The following is an 18,528-nucleotide window of genomic DNA, read 5'->3' as shown; positions in this document are numbered from 1 at the left end:
ACGTCCTCTCCCCTGCGCGGCGGGCCGGACGCGGCGCGCCGGACGCGCGCTCCCCCCGAGCGGCGGAGATCCGCCTCCGTCCCGAGGCGGATGACCGCGCGTCCGGCCTGGCTTACGGTGAGGCCGTAGCAGCCGGCGGGCGCCGGTATTCACGACCGCACGAGTCTCCGTGGAGCGATGGTGGACCGCACGGCACCGCACTTCCGAACGCATCCCGGGTACGCCTCGAAGCGGTCACGGGGCCCCTTCGCCCGCTGGCCGCGCGCCGCGGACGCCGTTCTGGCGTTCGCGATCCTCCTCGCGACGGTGTTCCTCAGGGACGGGCCCGGCGACACGCTGGCCGTCCGGCCGCCCGGCGACCTCCCGCCCGCCGCCGTCCCGGTGCTGGTGGTGGCGTCCGCGGCGCTCTACATGCGGCGGCGCGCGCCGCTGGCCGTGCTGGCCGTGACGATCACCGCCTGGGCCGTGTCGCTGGTCGCCGTCCCCGACAAGAGCCTCACCGGCGTGGCGACGCTCATCGCCCTCTACAGCGCGGGCCGGCACTCCGCCGACGTCCGGCGGGCCGCGGCCGGGATCGCCGCGACCATCCTGGTCGTCAACATCGAGGGCCTCATCGATCCGGCCCCGTGGCAGGACGCCGTCGTCTACGCCGGCGTCGCCATGACCGGTGCCTGGTACGTCGGGCGGCGCCTCCGGCTGCGCGAGGAGCACGCCGTCCGGCGGCTGCGGGACCGGGCCGCCGAGGCCGGCCGGATCGTGGCCGAGGAACGGACCCGCATCGCGCGCGAGCTGCACGACGTCGTCGCGCACCGGGTCAGCCTCATGACCGTCCAGGCGGGCGCGGCCAGGGCCGTGGCCACCGAGGACCTCGACGCCGCCCTGCGGGCGATGGCGGCGGTGGAGGACGCGGGCCGGCAGGCGCTCGGCGAGCTGCGCCACCTGCTCGGGGTGCTGCGCCCGGAGAGCGAGCTGGACGGGCTGGGCCCGCAGCCCGGCCTGTCGGACCTGCCCCGGCTCGCCGAGCAGATCCGCGACGCCGGCGTGGAGGTGTCGGTGTCGGCGGACGCGGTGCCGGACGGGCTCCCCGCCCGGGTGGACCTGTTCGCGTACCGCATCGTCCAGGAGGCGCTGACCAACGTGCTCAAGCACGCCGGTCCCGGCGCCCGCACCGAGGTACGGCTCGGCGGCGGCGGGAACGGGCTGGCGATCGAGGTGCTCGACGACGGCCGCGGCGGCGTCACCGTCCTGCCCGGGCCCGGCGGCGGCCAGGACGGCACGCGGGGCCACGGCATCGTCGGGATGCGGGAGCGCGCGCTGCTGCTGGGCGGCACCCTCGACGCGGGGCCGCGCCCGGACGGCGGGTTCCGGGTCGCCGCCCGCCTGCCCACCGGAGGCGGTGCCGCGTGAGCGTCCGTGTCGCCGTCGTCGACGACCAGGCCCTGGTACGCGGCGGCTTCGCCATGATCCTGGGGGTCCAGCGGGACATCGAGGTCGTCGCCGAGGCCGGGACCGGGGTGGAGGCGATCCGGGCGGCCCGCGAGCACCGCCCCGACGTCATCCTCATGGACATCCGGATGCCCGGCATGGACGGCCTGGAGGCCACGTCCCGGATCCTGGCCGAGGCCGACTGGGACGTCCGGGTGCTCATCCTGACCACGTTCGACCCCGACGAGTACGTCTTCCGGGCCCTGCGCGCCGGTGCCAGCGGCTTCGTCCTCAAGGACATCCCCACCGGCCAGCTCGCCGACGCCGTCCGCACCGTGGCCGACGGCGGAGCGCTGCTGGCACCGTCGATCACCCGGCGGCTCATCGGCCGCTTCACCGAGCGCCCCGCCGTCAACGACGCCGTCTCGGGTCGCCTGGAGCGCCTCACCGAACGCGAGCACCAGGTGATGACCGCGATCGCCCGGGGAGCCAGCAACTCGGAGATCGCGAAGGAGCTGTTCATCGGTCCCGCGACCGTCAAGTCGCACGTGTCGGGCATCCTCACCAAGCTCGGCCTGCGCGACCGCACCCAGATCGTGATCTTCGCGTACGAGAGCGGGCTCGTCAGGGCCGGCGACCACGACATCGGCCACTGAGCACGGCGTCGGCGGACCCCTGGCAGGGGCCGCGCCGGGCGTCCGCCGAGGTCGGCGGACGTCCTCGGCCGTCCCTTCCGCCGATTCGCGTCCCGTTTGGCGAACAACGTCACGGGTACCCGGCTACAGGCGGTGATGAGCCCCGGTCTTACCACCGCAGGCGTTAGGAGGTTCTCGTACATGCAGGACAGCGGACGTTCCCGCGGCACGGACCCGCAGGTGCTCTCGGAGCCGGCACCTCCCTACCCCAAGCAGCGGCAGCGGCCCCCTGGCATCGAGCAGGAGGTGGAACCGCGGCCGCGCTACCAGGCGGGGCGCTACCGCGCGGCGGGCAAGCTCCGCGACAAGGTCGCCCTGATCACCGGGGGCGACTCGGGCATCGGCCGCGCGGTGGCGGTGCTCTACGCCCGCGAGGGCGCCGACGTCGCCATCACGTACCTGCCCGAGGAGCAGCCGGACGCGGAGGAGACCCGCCGCGCGGTGGAGGCCGAAGGGCGCAGGTGCCTGCCGCTGTCCGGCGACCTGGCCGAGGCGTCGTTCTGCCGCTCCGCCGTCGAACGGACGGTGCGGGAGCTGGGCGGCCTCAACATCCTGGTGAACAACGCTGCCCACCTGAACAGCCAGCTGGACCTGTCCCAGCTCTCCTACGAGGACTGGGACCGGTCCTTCAAGGTGAACGCGTACGCGTACTTCCATCTCGTGCAGGCCGCGCGCCCGCACCTGAAGGCGGGCGACGCCATCATCGCGACCGCCTCGGAGGAGGCGCTCAAGGGCAGCGACACGATGATCGACTACGCGGCCAGCAAGGCCGCCCTGGTCAACTTCACCAAGTCGATCGCCTCGCACCTGGCCAAGGACGGCATCCGCGCGAACGTGGTGGCCCCCGGCCCCACCTGGACCGTGCTCAACATCGCCGACCAGAACATGCCCCAGGACGGCCTCGCCCAGCTCGGAAGCGAGGGGCCGATGGGGCGCGTGGCGCAGCCGGAGGAGCTGGCTCCGGCGTACGTGTACCTGGCCTCGGACGCGGACTCCAGCTACACCGTGGGCGAGATCCTCGCCGTCACCGGCGGCTTGACCACCACCCGCTGACCCGCTCGGCCCCCGCGGCCGTCCGGTCGGCGGGGCGTCATGGCGGCGGGCTTCCGGCCGCCCGGCCGTCCTCACGTCCGGACTCCTGGAGCCGCCGCCACTTCGCCATCGACTCCTTGACCTCCTCGCGCATGAACGCGAAGAACCGGCGGGTCTCGTCGAGCCGCCGCCCGGCGGGAGAGTCGGGGTCCAGGAGCGCGACGCCCTCGCCGGCGCCGGTCTGCACCCGGACCAGCACCGGGTCGGACTGGCTGATGTAGTGGCTCCAGGTGTGCTCGTGGATGCGGCAGAAGTAGTGCCGGGTCCCGGGTTCGCGGCCGCGCTCGACCAGCCGCACCTGCACCAGGTACTTCACCGCCCCCGAGATCGCCGGCGCGCCGACGCTCAGCCGCTCGGCGAGTTCGGCGGCCGACAGCCTGCCCGAGTCGGTGACCAGCAGCGCGGCGTACACGCGCGCGGCCATCCGGGGCATGCCGGATTCGACCATGATCTGCGCGAACCGTTCCCGGTAGTCGGCGATGGCGTCCTCGTCCGCTCGCGTCACCGAAGCTCCCCCCTCGTCATGGTCCGGACAGCCTATCCAACCCTGTTCTTAAACTTCACGAAATTCATGAAGTATGAGTAGTGTTGCCGTCGTGGACGACACCGAACTCGCCGGAGCGCAGAAGACCCTCGGCCCCGTGCTCAAGGCCAAGGCGCTGGACAACCGGTTGCCGGACCCGATCCTCGCCGACGGGTACGCCGAGGAGGCGATGCGCCGCCTCGACCCCGGCTACGACAAGGGCAGATTCGGCACCAGCCAGATGGGCCTCGCCGCCGTCGTACGCGCCAAGGCCCATGACGACTGGGCCCGGAGCTTCCTCGCCGGCCATCCCGATGCGGTGGTGCTGCATCTGGGCTGCGGCCTCGACGCCCGCGCGCACCGGATCGCCCCGCCCGCCACCGTCGACTGGTACGACCTGGACTACCCCTCCGTCATCGCGCTGCGGGAACGGTTCCTGCCGCCGCGCGACCACTGCGCCCTGATCGGCTCCAGCGTCACCGACCTGGCCTGGCTCGACCGCGTCCCCCGCGGCCGGCCGGTGCTGATGATCGCGGAGGGACTGGTGCCGTACCTGACCGCGGCCGACGTCCGGCGGCTGCTGACCGGCGTCGTCGACGCGTTCCCCGGCGGCCAGATCCAGTTCGACACCGTGCCGGTGTGGGCGTGGCGCGTCTCGAAATGGGACCCCACGCTGCGCCGGTACGGCGCCCGGTTCCGCTGCGGCTTCGACGACCCGGCCGCCCTGGCCGGCTGGCATCCGCGGCTCGAATATGTCGACGAGGCGCCGATGTACGACTCACCCGTGCTGATGGCCAAGGCGCCCGCGAACGTGCGCCGCGCGTACCGCCTCATGAACCTGGTGCCGGGCTTCAAACGGTCCACCGCCATCGTCCGGTTCCGGTTCTGACGCGCCGGCGCGGCACGACCGCGGCCGCGCGGGGAACAGCGTGCTCGGGCGTCTCCGTCAGAAGGCGTCGCGGAAGGCCGCGAGCATGCGCTGGTCCTCCTCGGGCGTGCGGGCCTCCGCGGCGGTGCCCGGGTAGGTGTCCAGCAGCAGGTGCGTGGCCCCCAGTTCGGCGAACCCCTCGGCCTGCCTCAGCGCCTCGTCCACATCGTCCAGCCGGATGCGGGGGGCCAGCGCCGGTACCGGGCGGCCGGCCTCCTCGGCGGCCCCGCGCAGGGCCGGCAGCCCCTCCGCACGGAGCGTCTCCGGGGTGACGTTGATGGGATGCCACGCGTCGCCGAACCGCGCGACCCGGCGCAGCGCCCCGGGCGCCTGCCCGCCGACCCAGACCGGCGGGTGCGGCTTCTGGGCGGGGTGCGGGCGCGGATCGACGGTCTCACCGCCGTAGGAGACCGAGTCCTGCGTCCAGGACCGCAGGATCACCTCCAGGTACTCGTCGGCGAGCGCGCCGCGCCGCTCGTACGGCACGTCCAGCGCCGCGTACTCGCGCCTCGCCCAGCCGACCCCGACTCCGAGGATCAGCCGCCCGCCGCTGAGCCGGTCCAGGTTCGCGGTGACCCGCGCGAGCTGGAGCGGATGCCGGTACGGCAGGACGGCGACCGTCGTGCCCAGCGCGATCCGCTCCGTCGTCCCGGCCAGCCACGCCAGCACGGTGAACGGGTCGTAGAACGGCGCCGGGTACTGCTCGGCGACGTCCGGCGTGACCGCGACATGGTCGGAGATCATCGCGAAGTCGAACCCCGCCTCCTCGGCGAACCGGGCCCAGCCGGCCAGCGCCTCCGGGGTCGCGTGCGCACCGAAGTTGAGGATGTTGACACCGAGCTTCATGATCGAGACCAACGCCCGGGGCCGGCCCGATTGTTCCTGTCGGCCGATCGCCAGCGCCGGACGCGCCTAGGCGCGCCGGGCGACGGCCACGGCGCCGAGTGCGGCGGCGGCGAAGACGAGCGCCATGGCGCGGTACGACCCCAGCCCCTCCGCGGCCAGCGCGCCCAGGGCCGGGCCCAGCGCCGCCGCGAGGGCGATCAGCAGGTTGAAGCGCCCGAAGACGGTCGCGTACGCCTCGCGTCCCCACCGGTCGGAGACCGCCGTGGCGATCGACAGCGTGTGCGAGCCCCGCACCGCGCCGGCCAGCACGGCCGCCGCCGCGACCAGCGCGGCGGGCGCGGACACGGCGGTCACCAGGCCCAGTGCCAGCGCCGTCGCCGCGACCTGCGCGACCGTGCGCGAACGCGGGGTGCCGCGCCCGCTGAGCGGCAGGAAGACCAGCCGGCCGAGGAGCTGCCCGGCGCCGACGAGCCCGAAGACGAAGGCGGCCTGCGCGTACCCGAAGCCGAGCTCCTCCAGCAGCGGCATCATGTTGAGCGTGACCGCGTACAGCCCGGCGGCCGCGAGGGCCAGTGCCAGCCGCGTGTAGCGGAACTCTCGGCTGCGGGCGATGCCGTTCACGTACTCCTCGTGCTCGGTGCCGGTACGCCGCGGCCGTTCCCACCGCGGGGTGAGCAGCGCCAAGGCCGTGCCGGTGGCCACCAGCCCGTACCCGGCCGCCAGCACGGCGACCGCCTGCCGCCGCCCGAGGGAGTCGACCAGGGCGGCGGTCAACGGGGCGAAGACGGTGGACGACACCCCTCCCGCGAGCGTGATGACGGTCAGCGGCCACGCGCGGGAGGTGCCGAACCACTGGGTGGCCGCCGCGAACGCGACCGGGTAGAGGGTGCAGGCCTGAGCCGCGCCCGCCAGCGTCCAGGCGAGGACGAACAGGGGCAGGTACGGCGTCGCGGCCGACAGCCCCATCGCCGCCGCGCCGGCGGCGGCCCCGCCGGCGATGACCGCGCGCGGCCCGTACCGGTCGGTCAGCCGCCCGGCCCACGGCCCGCACGCCGCCGAGCACAGCAGGGACACGGTGTAGACGGCCGGCACCACCGGCGCCGGCCACGACGCCGCGCCGGTGATCCTCGTGGCCGCGATCGGCAGCGTGTAGTACAGGACGCCCCAGCTGAGGAACTCCACCAGGCACAGGCCCGCCAGCGCGCCGGTGCTCCGGCCCGGCGGCCTCATGCCGTGCGGGTACGGGCCCGCGGCGCGCGCGAGCCCGCCGGACGGCCCGATGAACGCGCGGTGTCCACTCGCCGCTCACCTCCAAGGGTCCCGTACGGATCATCGCCGGTGGCGCCGCGGCCCAAACGGCACACTTCCCCCAGAGCCGTCTCGAACCCCCCTGGCATGGTCAGGCTCGGAACAACACGAAATGATCGCCCGATGGCGGATGTGGTCTTCTTCGATCTGGACGGCACCCTGGTCGATCACCGGCGCGCGGTATGGGAGACGATCGCCCGGATCGTACGGGCGGCGCCGAACGCGACGGCTCCGGCAGAGGAGCTGGTGGCGCTGTGGTGGACGCTGGAGGGCCGCCACATGCGGGAGTACCTCGCCGGCCGGTGCTCCTTCGCCGAGCACCACCGCCGCAGGCTCCGTTCCTTCCTGCCGAAGCTCGGCGAGCCCGTTCCGGAGGATCCAGACGTTCTGGACGCCTGGATCAGCGACCGCTACCTCACCGCGTTCCAGGAGTCCTGGCGGTGCTATCCCGACGTCCGGCCCTGCCTGGAGACCCTGAAGCGGCTCCCGGGAGGACCGCGCCTGGCCGTTCTCACCAACGGGGACCCCGAGCAGCAGCGCGCCAAGCTCGCCCGCTTCGGCCTCCTGGAGTACTTCGAGGCCGTCCTGACCCCGGCCGAACTCGGTGCGGCCAAGCCCGCCGCGTACGCCGCCGCCTGCCGGTGGATGGGGGCGGACCCCGCGCGGGCGGTCAACGTGGGCGACATGCTGGACAGCGATGTGCACGCGGCCGCCCGCGCCGGGCTCACCGGCATCTGGCTGGACCGCGGCGTCGACTTCGTCACCGGCGGGCCGTCCCCGGCGGCGGACGAGACGGTTCTCCGCATCGAACGCCTCACAGACCTCCCCGGCCGCCTCCCCCCCCCCCCGCGATGTCGCGGTAACGGTCACCGCACCCGGGTCCCCGCTCATGACGGGAGCGTACGGGTGGGCTCACGTCCCGTCGAAGCCCGCGACATGCTCGGCGATCTCGGCGGGGGTCCACGGGGGCGCGCTCCGGTGGTCGCGCCAGGTGATCATCCGTTCGGCGGGCCGCGGGAACTCGCCGATGTATCCGCCGGCGCCGGCGAACACCCTCCCGGTGACGTCGGCGGCGAGGTCGCTGGCGAGGTAGACGTACAGCTGCGCGACGTAGGAGGCCGGTGGTGGCGCGAGCGCCCCGGCGTGCATCAGGTCGTCGAGGAGTCCCCGGGCGTGCAGCCGGTCGATGTGGGCGAGGTAGTCGTCACCGGCGGAGAGCCTGGTCTCCGCGCCGGGGCAGACGGCGTTGACCCGGACGCCGTGTTCGCGCAGCTCGGCCGCCAGGGCGTAGGTCAGGCTGGTGACCCCGCCCTTGCCGGCCGGGTATCCGGTTCCGCCGAAGACGCCGGTGAACGCGTGCGAGCCGGTGTTGACGATCGCGCCGCGGCCGGATTCCGCCATCAGCGGCGCGAACGCGCGGCAGGTCTGGAAGGTCGCGTTGAGGTGCGCGTCGATCAGGTCGTGCCACTGCCGCGTGGTGATGTTCAGGATGGACGACATGGGCGGCTCGGCCGTGCCGGCGCAGTTGACGAGGATGTCGGGCGTGCCGAGCTCGCGGGCGGCACCGACGAGCGCCTCCGCCACGTCGGGATCCGCGGCGGAGCCGGGAACGCCGCGTACCCGCGCCGGGTCTTTGAGGGCATGGACGGCGTCCTCGACCGCTCCCGGATCGCGTCCGTTGACGACGACGGAGGCGCCGGCCTGCGCGAGGGCGCGCGCGACCTCCAGGCCGATGCCGCGCGAGGAGCCGGTGACGACCGCGACCCTGTTCTCCAGAAGACTCATCGCCGGACCGCCGCCCGTGCGGGGCCGGCGAACGGGACGCGCGCCGGGGCACCGGCCGCGCCCTCTTCGGCGAACGGGCGGCGACGCGGCCGCGGCGCCGGACCTGAGGGCTTCGGTGTGCGGCACCGATGACTGTGGGTCGGTATGGAGCACATCGGACCGATCGTGCACGACTCGCGGCCGCGGAGCAACGGCGTCGGCCGGCCGAAGATCTCTGGGGCCTCCGGGGCCTCCGAGTCCTGCGGGTCGGGCTCGGCGGGCCGCGGGCCGGGGCTGGAACGCCCTTGACTTTCCAACATGGATCTTGTTCGATCTTTCACATGGAGAGTTCGGAACGCATGGCCGCGCTCATCGAGAGGTTGCGTACGACCGAGCACGTCACCGTGACCGATCTGGCGGGCGAGACCGGAGCGTCCGAGATGACCATCCGGCGCGATCTCGACCAGCTCGCCGAGCGGGGCGTGCTGCGCCGGGTCCGGGGCGGCGCCGTGAGCCTGCTGCTGCGGGGCGAGGCGCTGCCGTTCGCCGTCCGCGAGCACGAGGCCGCCGAGGCCAAGGAGCGGATCGCCGCCGCGATGGGCGACGCCCTCACCGACGGCGAGGCCGTCGTCCTGGACTGCGGCACCACCACGCTCACCGTCGCCCGCGCCATCGCCGGGCGCCGGCTCACCGTCGTCCCGCTCGACCTGCACGGCGCGAACGCGCTCAGCGGCGCCCCCGGGATACGGCTCCTGGTCCCCGGCGGGCGCACCACGCCGGGCGCGCTGGCGTTCACCGGCCCGCTGACCGAGGCGTCGCTGGCCTCGCTGCGGGTCGACACCGCCGTCATCGGCGTCTGCGGCCTGTCGGCCGAGCACGGGCTCACCGCGCACGAGCTGGAGGAGGTCCCGGTCAAGCGCGCCGCCATCGCCGCAGCCCGCCGCACCGTCGCGGTCTGCGACGGCGGCAAGTTCGGCCGGACCGGGCTCGGGCTCGTCTGCCCCGTCACCGCCCTCGACATGGTGATCACCGACCGGTCCGCTCCGGGCGCCGCCGTGGCCCGGCTCCGCGACGCCGGCGTCGAGGTCCGCCTCGTATGACCCGCACTCCCGAGACCGCGCCAACCCAGCGGCCCACCCAGCGGCCCACCCAGCGGCCCACCCGGCGGCTCCGGGCCGGGCGCTGGGCGACCTTCGTGTACTTCGGCCTCAACGGCTTCCTGCTGGGGATGTGGATCGTCCACATCCCCGGCGTCGAGCACCGCACCGGGATCGACCACACCGTCCTGGGCTGGCTCCTCCTGCTGCTGGGGGCGGGCGCCTTCGCCGGAATGCGGATCACCGGCGCCCTCACCGACCGGGCCGGCCCCCGCACCGTCGTACCGGTGGGCGCGGCCCTGTGCAGCGCCGCACTGGTCCTGCCCGGCCTGGCCTGGAACGCCTGGACGCTCGGGGCCGCACTGCTGGTCCTCGGCGCCGGCACCGGATGCCTGAACGTGTCCATGAACGCCCACGCCGTCCAGGTCGAGCGCGGCTACGGGCGGCCCGTCATGTCCGCCTTCCACGCCACGTTCTCCATCGGCGGCGTCCTGGCCTCGCTCGCCGGCGCCCGCACGCTCGGCTGGGGATGGAGCCCGGCCGCGACCCTCACCGCGGCCGCCGCGCTCGGCATCGCCGTGGCCGCCGCGACCGCGCCGGCGCTGCTCAGGCCCGACGGCCGCCGCGCCCCGGCGAAGGAACGCCGCGCGACGCCCCGCCGCATCCGGGTGCTGGCCGTGCTCTCCCTGATGGTCCTGCTGTGCGAAGGCGTCGCCAACGACTGGAGCACGCTCCACCTGCGCGACACCCTGGACGCGCCCGCCGCCACCGCCGCCCTCGCCTACGGCGCGTTCGCCACCGCGATGACCGCCGGCCGCCTGCTGGGCGACCGCGTGGCGGCGCGCTTCGGCCCGGTCGCCGTGCTGCGCTACGGCGCCGCCACGGCCGCCCTCGGCCTGGCGGCGGCGGCCCTGGCCCCGACGGTCCCGGCGGCGCTGCTCGGCTGGGCGGTGTTCGGGGCGGGCCTGTCCGGCTGCGTTCCGCAGCTCTTCAGCGCCGCCGGCCACCACGACCCGGACGCCGCGGGCGCCAACGTCTCCCGGGTCGCCGGCCTCGGCTACATCGGCATCCTCGCCGGCCCCGCCGTCATCGGCCCGATGACCCAGGTCATGCCGCTCAATCTCACCTTCTTCCTCCCGGTGGCCCTCTGCGCGGCGGCCGCCTGCGCGGCCGGCGTCCTGCGGCCGGCGTCCCGCGACGTCCCGGGCCGCCGGGACGGGCACGCCGGCGAGCACGCCAGGCGCCCTTCGTAGTACCGGCCTCCCCGTACCTGCCTCTCCGTACCTGCCTCCCCGTACCAGTCTCCCCCGGACGGCGGGCTCCAGCGCGGCTCCGGGGCGGCGAACGCTCGGCCCCGCCGCTCCGGAATCTCGAAGTGTTAACTCAGGGGAGACATTTCTCAAGACGGGCGTTATCTTTGCGTCTACATAGCAAGCGATCCTGATATTTACTCAGTCCTGAATGAGGATGGCTGATGTGAAGGGAACCGCGTAGGTGGGCAGAAACGCAGACCTCGGGCCTGCTCTGAGCGATCCGGGCCGGCGACGCTTCCTGGGGTACTCCGGGATCGGGGCGCTGGCGCTCGCGTTCGGGCCGTTGCGGGCGGAGCCGTCGACCGTGACCCGTGAGGCGTCCCGGTTCAAGAACGACCCGTTCAGCCTCGGCATCGCGTCCGGCGACCCGCTGCCCGACTCGGTCGTCCTGTGGACGCGGCTGGCACCGGAACCGCTGGCCTCGCTCGGCGGCATGGAGCCGCACCGCGTCCCCGTCCGGTGGCAGGTCGCCGAGGACGCGCGGTTCCGCCGGGTCGTCCGGCAGGGGACGGCGACCGCCAGGCCGGAGTACGCGCACTCGGTGCACGTCGACGTGCGCGGCCTGCGACCCGGGCGGGAGTACTTCTACCGGTTCAAGGCGGGCAACGAGATCTCACCGGCCGGACGGACCAAGACCGCCCCCGCGCCCGGGGAGACGGCGAAGGCGTTCACCTTCGGAATGGTGTCGTGCCAGGCGTGGTTCGACGGTTACTACACGGCGTACGGTCACCTGGCCAAGGAGGACCTCGACCTGGTCCTCCATCTCGGCGACTACCTGTACGAGTACGGCGTGCAGACCAATGGCGGCAGGCCGGACACGCCGGTGCCGGGCAAGTTCCACACCCCCACCGTCCACCTGTCGGACTACCGCGACCGGTACGCCCTCTACAAGCTCGACCCCGAGTTGCAGGCGGCGCACGCGGCGGCGCCGTGGATCGTCACCTGGGACGACCACGAGGTCGTCGACAACTACGCCGACCTCGCCCACCCGTCGGCGCCGCCGGAGGACTTCCTCGTCCGCCGCGCCAACGCGTACCGGGCGTACTGGGAGCACATGCCGCTGCGGGCGCTGGAGCCGGCCGGCCAGAACATGTCGCTGTACCGCCGGTTCACCTTCGGCCGGCTGCTGGAGTTCAGCGTCCTGGACACCCGCCAGTACCGCAGCGACCAGGCGTGCGGCGACGGCCTGAAGACCGGCTGCGAGCAGCGGCTGGACCCGTCCCGGACGCTGCTCGGCGACGCCCAGGAGGCGTGGCTGCTGGACGGTCTCGGACGCTCGCAGGCGAAGTGGAACGTCGTGGCGCAGCAGATGATGCTGTCGCAGGTCGACTTCAACACCGAGCCCGGGCAGGCGTTCGGGATGGACCTGTGGGACGGGTACAAGCCCTCCCGCGACCGGCTGCTGAACGGGATCGTCGAGCGGAAGGTGCGCAACCCGATCGTCCTGTCCGGCGACTTCCACCGCAGCATGGCCGCGAACGTCAAGCGGGACTTCGACGACCCCGCCTCCCCCACGATCGCGACGGAGTTCCTCGGCTCGTCCATCTCGTCGGGCATGGACGGGGCGGACATGGACGAGTTCGGCTCGCAGTTCCTCGCGGCCAACGACCACATCCGCTTCTACAACGGGCAGCGCGGCTACATGACGTACAGCGTCACGCCCGGCGCCTTGAACGCGTCCTACCGTGTCGTGCCGTACGTCCGGGAACGCGGCGCCCCCGTGTTCACCCGCGCGAGCTTCGCCGTCGAGGACGGCAAGCCCGGCCTCCAGGCCGACTCCAAGAGCGCGGCACGCGGCAAGAGCTACCTGTCCGCCTCCGAGGTCGAGCCTCCGGAGCCGCTGAAGGGGTACCGGAAGTGAGCGTTCGCAAGATCATCGCGCTGGTGGCCGTGGCGCTCGCGGCGGTCGCCGGTGTCGCCACGTACACCGGTACGGCCTCCGCCGCCCGGCAGGGGCGCGGCGCCGTCACGATGACGGTGCAGTCCGGGACGCTGGACGTGCTCGCCGCCCCGTGCGGCGGCAGGCCGCTGGTGGTCGACCTCGCCAACTCCGGCGCCGAGGGCGCGTACGTCGACGTGTTCATCACGCCGGAGCGGCCGCTCGTCACCTCGCACGACGTCATCTCGACCTACGTGCCGCCGAACGGCGACGTCGCTCTCCGGGTGCAGGTCTCCGCGCCGCTCGGCTCCGCCGGCGGAACGCACAGCGTGTCGCTGCGGCTGGGTGCGCGCGGGGCCCAGCAGCAGGCGGCCGTCACGGTCACGCCGAAGCCGTCCGGGCCCGGCGCCAACCTCGCCCTCGGCGGTCCCGTCAGCGCCTCGTCCACGCACGGCAACTTCTCCGCCTGCGGCGGCGTGGACGGCAACGCCGACTCCGCGGACTGGTCCACCCGGACCGGCTGGAACGACGGCACGCGCGGGGTCTTCCCGGACACCTACACGGTCGAGTTCGGCGGCCCGCAGGCCATCGACCGGATCGTCCTGTACACGCTGGACTCCGCGCGCTACCCCGCCGCCCGCAACGGCCTGCAGGACTTCGACGTGCAGGTGCTCGGCGGCGGCGAGTGGACGACCGTGTCGAACGTCCGCGGCAACACCACGGGCCGGCTGGAGTTCCCGGTCGATCCGGCGGTCTCCACCGAGTCCGTGCGCATCGTGGCGCTGGCGTCCAACAGCGCCGACTACTCCCGCATCGTCGAACTGGAGGTCTACCAGGACTCGTAGGCCCGGCGAACCGGCCGGCGGTGTGCCCGGTCGCCGCCATCGTGGCGACCGCCCGCACGCCGCCGGACCACCGTCACCTGGCGCTTCACGGGGTGATGGGCAGTTCGGTGATGAGCCTCTCGATGCGGCGCCTGATCTCGTCGCGGATCGGGCGGACCGCCTCGACGCCCTGCCCCGCGGGGTCGTCGAGCTGCCAGTCCAGGTAGCGCTTGCCTGGAAAGACGGGGCAGACGTCGCCGCAGCCCATGGTGATGCAGACGTCGCTGGCCTGGACGGCGTCGGCGGTGAGGATCTTGGGCTTCTGGTCGGTGATGTCGATGCCCTCTTCCCGCATGGCCTCGACGACGGCGGGGTTGACGGAGTCCGCGGGCGCCGAGCCCGCCGAGCGGACCTCGACGGCGTCGCCCGCCAGGTGGGCGAGGTAGGCGGCGGCCATCTGGGAACGGCCCGCGTTGTGCACGCAGACGAACAGGACGCTGGGCTTGGCGGACATGAGGTCTCCTTGGCTGCGGCGGCCGGGTGGACGGGGCGCGCGTCACCGCGGCCCATCCGATCACCCTCCGCGAGGCAGGGCTTTGGCCTGCGCTTACTTCCCTGGTAACGTATCAGCACATGATGACATCAGTCGAGCCTGATGCGTTGCTGAGGCTGCTGGCCGATCCGCTCCGGGCGCGCATCGTGTCCCTGCTGGCCGAAGAGGCGCTGTGCACCTGCCACCTGGTGGAGGAGACCGGCGCCAAGCAGACCAACATCAGCAACCATCTGCGAGTGCTGCGCGAGGCAGGGCTGGTGGAGACCGAGCCGTGCGGCCGCTACACCTACTACCGGCTGCGCGCCGAGCCTCTGGAGGCGCTCGCCGGACGGCTGCACGGCCTGGCCCGCGCCGCCCGTACCACTGCCGACGACTCGCGAAAGAGGCCCTGCCCGTGACGACGTCCCGCTCCGTGCCCGATGCCGACACCGCGTCCCGGCCGGGCGGCGGTCCCGAGCAGGGGCTCGTCGGCAGGCTGTCCACGCTCGACCGGTTCCTGCCGGTGTGGATCATCGCCGCGATGGCCCTGGGGCTGCTGCTGGGCCGCGCGGTCCCCGGCCTGGACGAGGCGCTGAGCAGCATCGAGGCGGGCGGGATCTCGGTCCCGATCGCGCTCGGCCTGCTGGTCATGATGTACCCCGTGCTGGCCAAGGTCCGCTACGACCGGCTGCACACCGTGACCGGCGACCGCCGGCTGCTGGTCTCCTCCCTGGTGCTCAACTGGCTGATCGGCCCCGCGGTGATGTTCGCGCTGGCCTGGCTGCTGCTGCCGGACCTGCCCGAGTACCGCACCGGCCTGATCATCGTCGGGCTGGCCCGCTGCATCGCCATGGTCATCATCTGGAACGACCTGGCCTGCGGCGACCGCGAGGCCGCCGCCGTCCTGGTCGCCCTCAACTCCGTCTTCCAGGTGATCGCCTTCGGCCTGCTCGGCTGGTTCTACCTGCAGGTCCTGCCGGGCTGGCTGGGCCTGGACACCGACGACGCCGACTTCTCCATCGGCAAGATCGTCATCAATGTGCTGGTGTTCCTCGGCGTCCCGCTGCTGGCCGGCTACCTGACGCGCCGCACCGGCGAGCGGACCCGCGGCCGCGACTGGTACGAGACCCGCTTCCTGCCCAGGATCGGGCCGGTCGCGCTCTACGGGCTCCTGTTCACCATCGTGCTGCTGTTCGCGCTGCAGGGCGACAAGATCACCTCGCAGCCCGCCGACGTCGCCCGCATCGCGCTGCCGCTGCTGGCCTACTTCGCCATCATGTGGGCGGGCTCGTTCGCCCTGGGACGCGCCGTCGGCCTCCCCTACGACCGCACCGCCACCCTGGCCTTCACAGCGGCCGGCAACAACTTCGAGCTGGCCATCGCCGTCGCCATCGCCACCTTCGGCGTCACCTCCGGGCAGGCACTCGCCGGAGTCGTCGGACCCCTCATCGAGGTCCCCGTCCTGGTCGCGCTGGTGTACGTCTCCCTGTGGCTACGCCGCCGCATGCGGGCGACCGCATCGCAGAACTGACTCCACCTCAGCCGGGAAGCTCTCGGACGGCGGTCAGCCGGCGGCCGGAGCGTCGGGCGGCGGGCAGCACGCGCGCAAGTAGGCCTGCAGCTCGGTCAGCAAGGACTCCATCACCGGGGTGTCGATGCGGTAATGGACCTGCTTGCCTTCCTTGCGGGAGGCCAGCAGGCCCCCGCGGCGCAGTAGCGCGAGCTGCTGCGAGGCGGTGGAGTGCGCGATGCCCGCCCGCTCGGCGACCTCGCCGACGGTCAACTCGATCCCCCCGGCGAACAGCTCTAGCATCTGCTGGCGCTGCTCGCTGGCCAGGCCCTTGAGGAAGTCGCGCAGCTTCTCGCTCGGCTGGACGACGCCCGCGCAACCGCCCGTACCGGCGCCGATGGCGTCCGTCCCCGCGTCAGCCACGCCGCCACTCCCCTCCTGCACGGCCCTGGCGCCATGCTTCCAGCTGCCCTCCATCCTGCCACGTGCCGTCATATTGTCATTTCACGAATTTACGTTATGTTGTCCGCATGACGGACCGAAGCGATGTCGTGATCATCGGCGGTGGCCAGTCGGGGCTGGCCACCGCGCATGCCGCCCGCACGATGGGCTTGACGGCGGTGGTCCTGGAGGCCGCCGGCAGCGCCGCCGGATCGTGGCCGCACTACTACGACAGCCTGACCCTCTTCTCCCCGGCCCGCCGCAGCTCCCTGCCCGGCCGCCCGTTCCCCGGCGATCCCGACGGCTACCCGGTACGGGACGAGGTCGTGGCCTACCTGACCGGCTACGCGGCCGCCCTGGACGCCGACATCCGCACCGGTCACCGGGTCGATCGGGTGGCCGCGACCGGCTCGGGAGGCTATGAGGTCACCACCGCGGACGGCACGGCCGCCCTGCACGCCCCGATGGTGGTGGCCGCGACGGGCGCGTTCAGTTCCCCGTACCGGCCCGACCTTCCGGGACTGGAATCGTTCACCGGCACGGTGCTGCACTCGGCGGACTACCGGCGCCCCGAGCCGTTCACCGGCCGGCGGGTGGTGATCGTGGGCGGCGGCAACTCGGCGGTGCAGATCGCCATCGAACTCGCCGCCGCCGGTTCCCGGGTCACCCTGGCCACCAGGCATCCGCTGCGCTTCATGCCGCAACGCGTCCTGGGGCGCGACACCCACATCTGGCTGCAGCGCACCGGCCTGGACACCGCCGGCTGGGCCAGGCCGCTGCTGACCGGCGGCAAGGGCACCCCGGTGATGGACACCGGCACCTACCGGGCCACCATCGCCACCGGCAATCCGGACCGGCGCCCGATGCTCACGCGCCTGGACGGCGATCACGTGGAGTGGTCCGATGGCACGCGCGAGCGCGTGGAGGTGCTGCTGCTGGCCACCGGCTACCGGCCCGGCGTGGAATACCTGACCGGCCTCGACGGCGCCCTGGACGCCGAAGGCCGGCCCCGCCACCACGGCGGCGTCTCCCCGGCGTGCCCCGGCCTGGGCTTCGTCGGGCTGGAATGGCAGCGTTCGTTCGCATCGGCCACACTGCGCGGCGTCGGCGCCGACGCCCGCCACGTCCTAGGCCGACTGCGCGAGCAGAGTGGACATGTACGTGCGGCCGCCGAGCGAGCCCGCCGGTGACCGGGTCAGGCCGGGACCGCGGACGGCAGGGCGAACAGTCCCGACAGGCGGGTGAGCGCTTCGGGGATCGTCCGGTAGTACACCCAGGTGCCGCGCCGCTCCCCCTCGATCACCCCTGCCTGCCGCAGCACCTTGAGATGGTGGGAGATCGTCGGAGCGGTCAGCTCGAACGGTCCGGTCAGGTCGCACACGCACGCCTCACCGCCCTCGGCCGAGGCGATCATGTTCAGCAGCCGGAGCCGTACGGGGTCGGACAGCGCCTTGAACACCTTGGCCAGGTCCGCCGCCTCCGCCTCGGACAGCGCCGAGTCGCTCAGCGGCGCGCAGCAAGGAGTGGAAACGTCCGAAAGCTCCAGCAAGTTCGACATAGCTCTAATTTGACATCCATCTAGGCAACGTTGCAAGCTGGGGTCTGATTCGAAGAATCTCTAACCAGGGAGCGTGCAGTGAAGGCCCTCGTTCAACGGATCGTCCACCACCATCGATCCGGCGGGCGCGCCGTGCAGTTCCACGAGCGCAGCGGTCAGGTCTGCGGCGCCGCCTGCCGCGCCGCCGCGCACCGCGACCGGGCCACCATCGCCGCCCCGCGCGTCCGCGCCTGACCGCCTTCTTCGACCAACGCCGATCCTTCCGGACACAGGAGCATCGATGAGCGAGCACACCCCTCGGCCCGGCGACCAGGCCACGGGCTGCTGCGGCAGCGCCGCCGCCCCCGTCCCCGACGTCGAGCAGCCCGCTACCACCCTCGACACCAGCGGCACCGATCAGGAGTCACCGGTCGTGGTGATCGGCGCCGGGCCGATCGGGCTGGCCGCCGCCGCACACCTGGCCGAACGCCGCCTGCCGTTCCTGGTCCTGGAAGCCGGTGAACGTGCCGGTGCCGCCGTCGCCGAATGGGGCCACGTGCGCCTGTTCTCGCCCTGGCGCTACAACATCGACGCCGCCGCCCGCCGCCTGCTGGAGGCCACCGGCTGGACGCCCCCGCCCGCCGACGCGCTGCCCACCGGCGCCGAACTCATCCGCGACTACCTCGCCCCGCTCGCCGCACTGCCCGAACTGGCCGGCCACATCCGTACCGGCACCCGAGTCGTAGCCGTCACCCGCCAGGGCGTGGACGCCACCCGCACCATCGGACGCGACGAGCACCCGCTGCTGGTGCGC

The 18,528-nt window shown here is 73.2% G+C and carries 20 protein-coding genes and 1 pseudogene; 14 read left to right on the top strand and 7 right to left on the bottom strand.

Annotation, left to right across the window (positions count from 1 at the left end; all coding sequences use genetic code 11):
• The first annotated feature begins 177 nt into the window (after window positions 1-177).
• The 3 genes from AB0881_RS39610 to AB0881_RS39600 all read left to right on the top strand — a co-directional run bounded on the left by AB0881_RS39610 (window position 178) and on the right by AB0881_RS39600 (window position 3,173).
• Window positions 178-1,407: a sensor histidine kinase gene (locus tag AB0881_RS39610; RefSeq protein ID WP_366625770.1), complete on the top strand. Its 1,230-nt coding sequence runs from the start codon at window positions 178-180 to the stop codon at window positions 1,405-1,407.
• Window positions 1,404-2,081 carry a response regulator transcription factor gene (locus AB0881_RS39605; protein WP_366625768.1) on the top strand — a complete coding sequence of 226 codons (678 nt, stop codon included), beginning with the start codon at window positions 1,404-1,406 and terminating at the stop codon, window positions 2,079-2,081. The genes AB0881_RS39610 and AB0881_RS39605 overlap by 4 nt, the downstream gene beginning before the upstream one ends.
• 180 nt (window positions 2,082-2,261) lie before the next feature.
• Window positions 2,262-3,173 carry an SDR family oxidoreductase gene (locus tag AB0881_RS39600; RefSeq protein WP_366625766.1) on the top strand — a complete coding sequence of 304 codons (912 nt, stop codon included), beginning with the start codon at window positions 2,262-2,264 and terminating at the stop codon, window positions 3,171-3,173.
• 37 nt (window positions 3,174-3,210) lie between these two features.
• On the opposite strand, the gene AB0881_RS39595 is transcribed toward AB0881_RS39600, so the two are convergent.
• Complete coding sequence (locus AB0881_RS39595; RefSeq protein WP_366625764.1) at window positions 3,211-3,717, bottom strand: MarR family transcriptional regulator; 507 nt, start codon at window positions 3,715-3,717, stop codon at window positions 3,211-3,213.
• Window positions 3,718-3,808: 91 nt separating this feature from the next.
• On the opposite strand from AB0881_RS39595, the gene AB0881_RS39590 reads away from it, so the two are divergent.
• Complete coding sequence (locus AB0881_RS39590) at window positions 3,809-4,624, top strand: class I SAM-dependent methyltransferase (RefSeq protein WP_366625762.1); 816 nt, start codon at window positions 3,809-3,811, stop codon at window positions 4,622-4,624.
• Window positions 4,625-4,681: 57 nt separating this feature from the next.
• Here AB0881_RS39590 and AB0881_RS39585 read toward each other — a convergent pair whose 3' ends face one another.
• Entirely contained in the window at window positions 4,682-5,509 is an 828-nt protein-coding gene (locus tag AB0881_RS39585; protein WP_366625760.1) for a TIGR03619 family F420-dependent LLM class oxidoreductase, read from the bottom strand.
• A gap of 66 nt (window positions 5,510-5,575) precedes the next feature.
• Window positions 5,576-6,739 (bottom strand): MFS transporter, encoded by a 1,164-nt coding sequence (locus AB0881_RS39580; protein WP_366625758.1) that lies wholly within the window; start codon window positions 6,737-6,739, stop codon window positions 5,576-5,578.
• A 165-nt stretch (window positions 6,740-6,904) separates the two neighbouring features.
• On the opposite strand from AB0881_RS39580, the pseudogene AB0881_RS39575 reads away from it, so the two are divergent.
• Window positions 6,905-7,558 (top strand): annotated as a pseudogene (locus tag AB0881_RS39575) (HAD family hydrolase); the annotation flags it as partial.
• A 171-nt stretch (window positions 7,559-7,729) separates the two neighbouring features.
• On the opposite strand, the gene AB0881_RS39570 reads toward AB0881_RS39575, so the two are convergent.
• Window positions 7,730-8,602 (bottom strand): SDR family oxidoreductase, encoded by an 873-nt coding sequence (locus tag AB0881_RS39570; RefSeq protein WP_366625756.1) that lies wholly within the window; start codon window positions 8,600-8,602, stop codon window positions 7,730-7,732.
• A 320-nt stretch (window positions 8,603-8,922) separates the two neighbouring features.
• Between AB0881_RS39570 and AB0881_RS39565 the strand changes: the two genes are divergently transcribed.
• The 4 genes from AB0881_RS39565 (at window position 8,923) to AB0881_RS39550 (ending at window position 13,715) form a co-directional block, all read left to right on the top strand.
• Window positions 8,923-9,681 (top strand): DeoR/GlpR family DNA-binding transcription regulator, encoded by a 759-nt coding sequence (locus tag AB0881_RS39565; RefSeq protein WP_366625754.1) that lies wholly within the window; start codon window positions 8,923-8,925, stop codon window positions 9,679-9,681.
• Window positions 9,678-10,931 carry an MFS transporter gene (locus AB0881_RS39560; protein WP_366625752.1) on the top strand — a complete coding sequence of 418 codons (1,254 nt, stop codon included), beginning with the start codon at window positions 9,678-9,680 and terminating at the stop codon, window positions 10,929-10,931. The genes AB0881_RS39565 and AB0881_RS39560 overlap by 4 nt, the downstream gene beginning before the upstream one ends.
• A 241-nt stretch (window positions 10,932-11,172) precedes the next feature.
• Window positions 11,173-12,852, top strand: coding sequence for an alkaline phosphatase D family protein (locus AB0881_RS39555; RefSeq protein WP_366625750.1), 1,680 nt, complete (start codon window positions 11,173-11,175; stop codon window positions 12,850-12,852).
• Window positions 12,849-13,715 (top strand): discoidin domain-containing protein, encoded by an 867-nt coding sequence (locus AB0881_RS39550; protein WP_366625748.1) that lies wholly within the window; start codon window positions 12,849-12,851, stop codon window positions 13,713-13,715. Before AB0881_RS39555 ends, AB0881_RS39550 begins: the two co-directional genes overlap by 4 nt.
• Before the next feature lie 85 nt (window positions 13,716-13,800).
• Here AB0881_RS39550 and AB0881_RS39545 read toward each other — a convergent pair whose 3' ends face one another.
• Window positions 13,801-14,208, bottom strand: a complete 408-nt coding sequence (locus AB0881_RS39545) for an arsenate reductase ArsC (RefSeq protein WP_366625746.1) — start codon at window positions 14,206-14,208, stop codon at window positions 13,801-13,803.
• A gap of 149 nt (window positions 14,209-14,357) precedes the next feature.
• Between AB0881_RS39545 and AB0881_RS39540 the strand changes: the two genes are divergently transcribed.
• Complete coding sequence (locus tag AB0881_RS39540) at window positions 14,358-14,645, top strand: metalloregulator ArsR/SmtB family transcription factor (protein ID WP_366625774.1); 288 nt, start codon at window positions 14,358-14,360, stop codon at window positions 14,643-14,645.
• Between the two features lie 14 nt (window positions 14,646-14,659).
• Complete coding sequence (arsB, locus tag AB0881_RS39535; RefSeq protein WP_366625772.1) at window positions 14,660-15,757, top strand: ACR3 family arsenite efflux transporter; 1,098 nt, start codon at window positions 14,660-14,662, stop codon at window positions 15,755-15,757.
• 33 nt (window positions 15,758-15,790) lie between these two features.
• On the opposite strand, the gene AB0881_RS39530 is transcribed toward arsB, so the two are convergent.
• Window positions 15,791-16,159 carry a metalloregulator ArsR/SmtB family transcription factor gene (locus AB0881_RS39530; protein WP_366625744.1) on the bottom strand — a complete coding sequence of 123 codons (369 nt, stop codon included), beginning with the start codon at window positions 16,157-16,159 and terminating at the stop codon, window positions 15,791-15,793.
• Between the two features lie 107 nt (window positions 16,160-16,266).
• On the opposite strand from AB0881_RS39530, the gene AB0881_RS39525 reads away from it, so the two are divergent.
• Window positions 16,267-17,367, top strand: a complete 1,101-nt coding sequence (locus AB0881_RS39525) for an NAD(P)-binding domain-containing protein (RefSeq protein ID WP_366625742.1) — start codon at window positions 16,267-16,269, stop codon at window positions 17,365-17,367.
• A gap of 5 nt (window positions 17,368-17,372) precedes the next feature.
• Here AB0881_RS39525 and AB0881_RS39520 read toward each other — a convergent pair whose 3' ends face one another.
• A complete protein-coding gene (locus tag AB0881_RS39520) occupies window positions 17,373-17,735 on the bottom strand; it encodes a metalloregulator ArsR/SmtB family transcription factor (RefSeq protein WP_366625740.1) in 363 nt (120 codons plus the stop codon).
• A gap of 78 nt (window positions 17,736-17,813) precedes the next feature.
• Here AB0881_RS39520 and AB0881_RS39515 point away from each other — a divergent pair, with 78 nt between their 5' ends.
• On the top strand, window positions 17,814-17,969 hold the full coding sequence (locus AB0881_RS39515) for a hypothetical protein (protein ID WP_366625738.1): 156 nt from the start codon (window positions 17,814-17,816) through the stop codon (window positions 17,967-17,969).
• A gap of 46 nt (window positions 17,970-18,015) precedes the next feature.
• On the top strand, window positions 18,016-18,528 hold a 513-nt coding region (locus AB0881_RS39510; RefSeq protein ID WP_366625737.1), incomplete at its 3' end, for an FAD-dependent oxidoreductase.

This window comes from Spirillospora sp. NPDC029432 (assembly GCF_040703975.1).
Lineage (GTDB): Bacteria > Actinomycetota > Actinomycetes > Streptosporangiales > Streptosporangiaceae > Spirillospora.
The sequence above is the reverse complement of the archived record's forward strand: the minus strand, read 5'-3'. Positions and strand labels throughout refer to the sequence as shown.

What these genes read in the sequence shown, in the direction of transcription:
- AB0881_RS39580 (WP_366625758.1), bottom strand. Translation starts at nt 6,739, where the DNA reads ATGAGGCCGCCGGGCCGGAGCACCGGCGCGCTGGCGGGCCTGTGCCTG.
- AB0881_RS39560 (WP_366625752.1), top strand. Translation starts at nt 9,678, where the DNA reads ATGACCCGCACTCCCGAGACCGCGCCAACCCAGCGGCCCACCCAGCGG.
- AB0881_RS39585 (WP_366625760.1), bottom strand. Translation starts at nt 5,509, where the DNA reads ATGAAGCTCGGTGTCAACATCCTCAACTTCGGTGCGCACGCGACCCCG.
- AB0881_RS39600 (WP_366625766.1), top strand. Translation starts at nt 2,262, where the DNA reads ATGCAGGACAGCGGACGTTCCCGCGGCACGGACCCGCAGGTGCTCTCG.
- AB0881_RS39520 (WP_366625740.1), bottom strand. Translation starts at nt 17,735, where the DNA reads ATGTCGAACTTGCTGGAGCTTTCGGACGTTTCCACTCCTTGCTGCGCG.
- AB0881_RS39525 (WP_366625742.1), top strand. Translation starts at nt 16,267, where the DNA reads ATGACGGACCGAAGCGATGTCGTGATCATCGGCGGTGGCCAGTCGGGG.
- AB0881_RS39610 (WP_366625770.1), top strand. Translation starts at nt 178, where the DNA reads ATGGTGGACCGCACGGCACCGCACTTCCGAACGCATCCCGGGTACGCC.
- AB0881_RS39565 (WP_366625754.1), top strand. Translation starts at nt 8,923, where the DNA reads ATGGAGAGTTCGGAACGCATGGCCGCGCTCATCGAGAGGTTGCGTACG.
- AB0881_RS39570 (WP_366625756.1), bottom strand. Translation starts at nt 8,602, where the DNA reads ATGAGTCTTCTGGAGAACAGGGTCGCGGTCGTCACCGGCTCCTCGCGC.
- AB0881_RS39545 (WP_366625746.1), bottom strand. Translation starts at nt 14,208, where the DNA reads ATGTCCGCCAAGCCCAGCGTCCTGTTCGTCTGCGTGCACAACGCGGGC.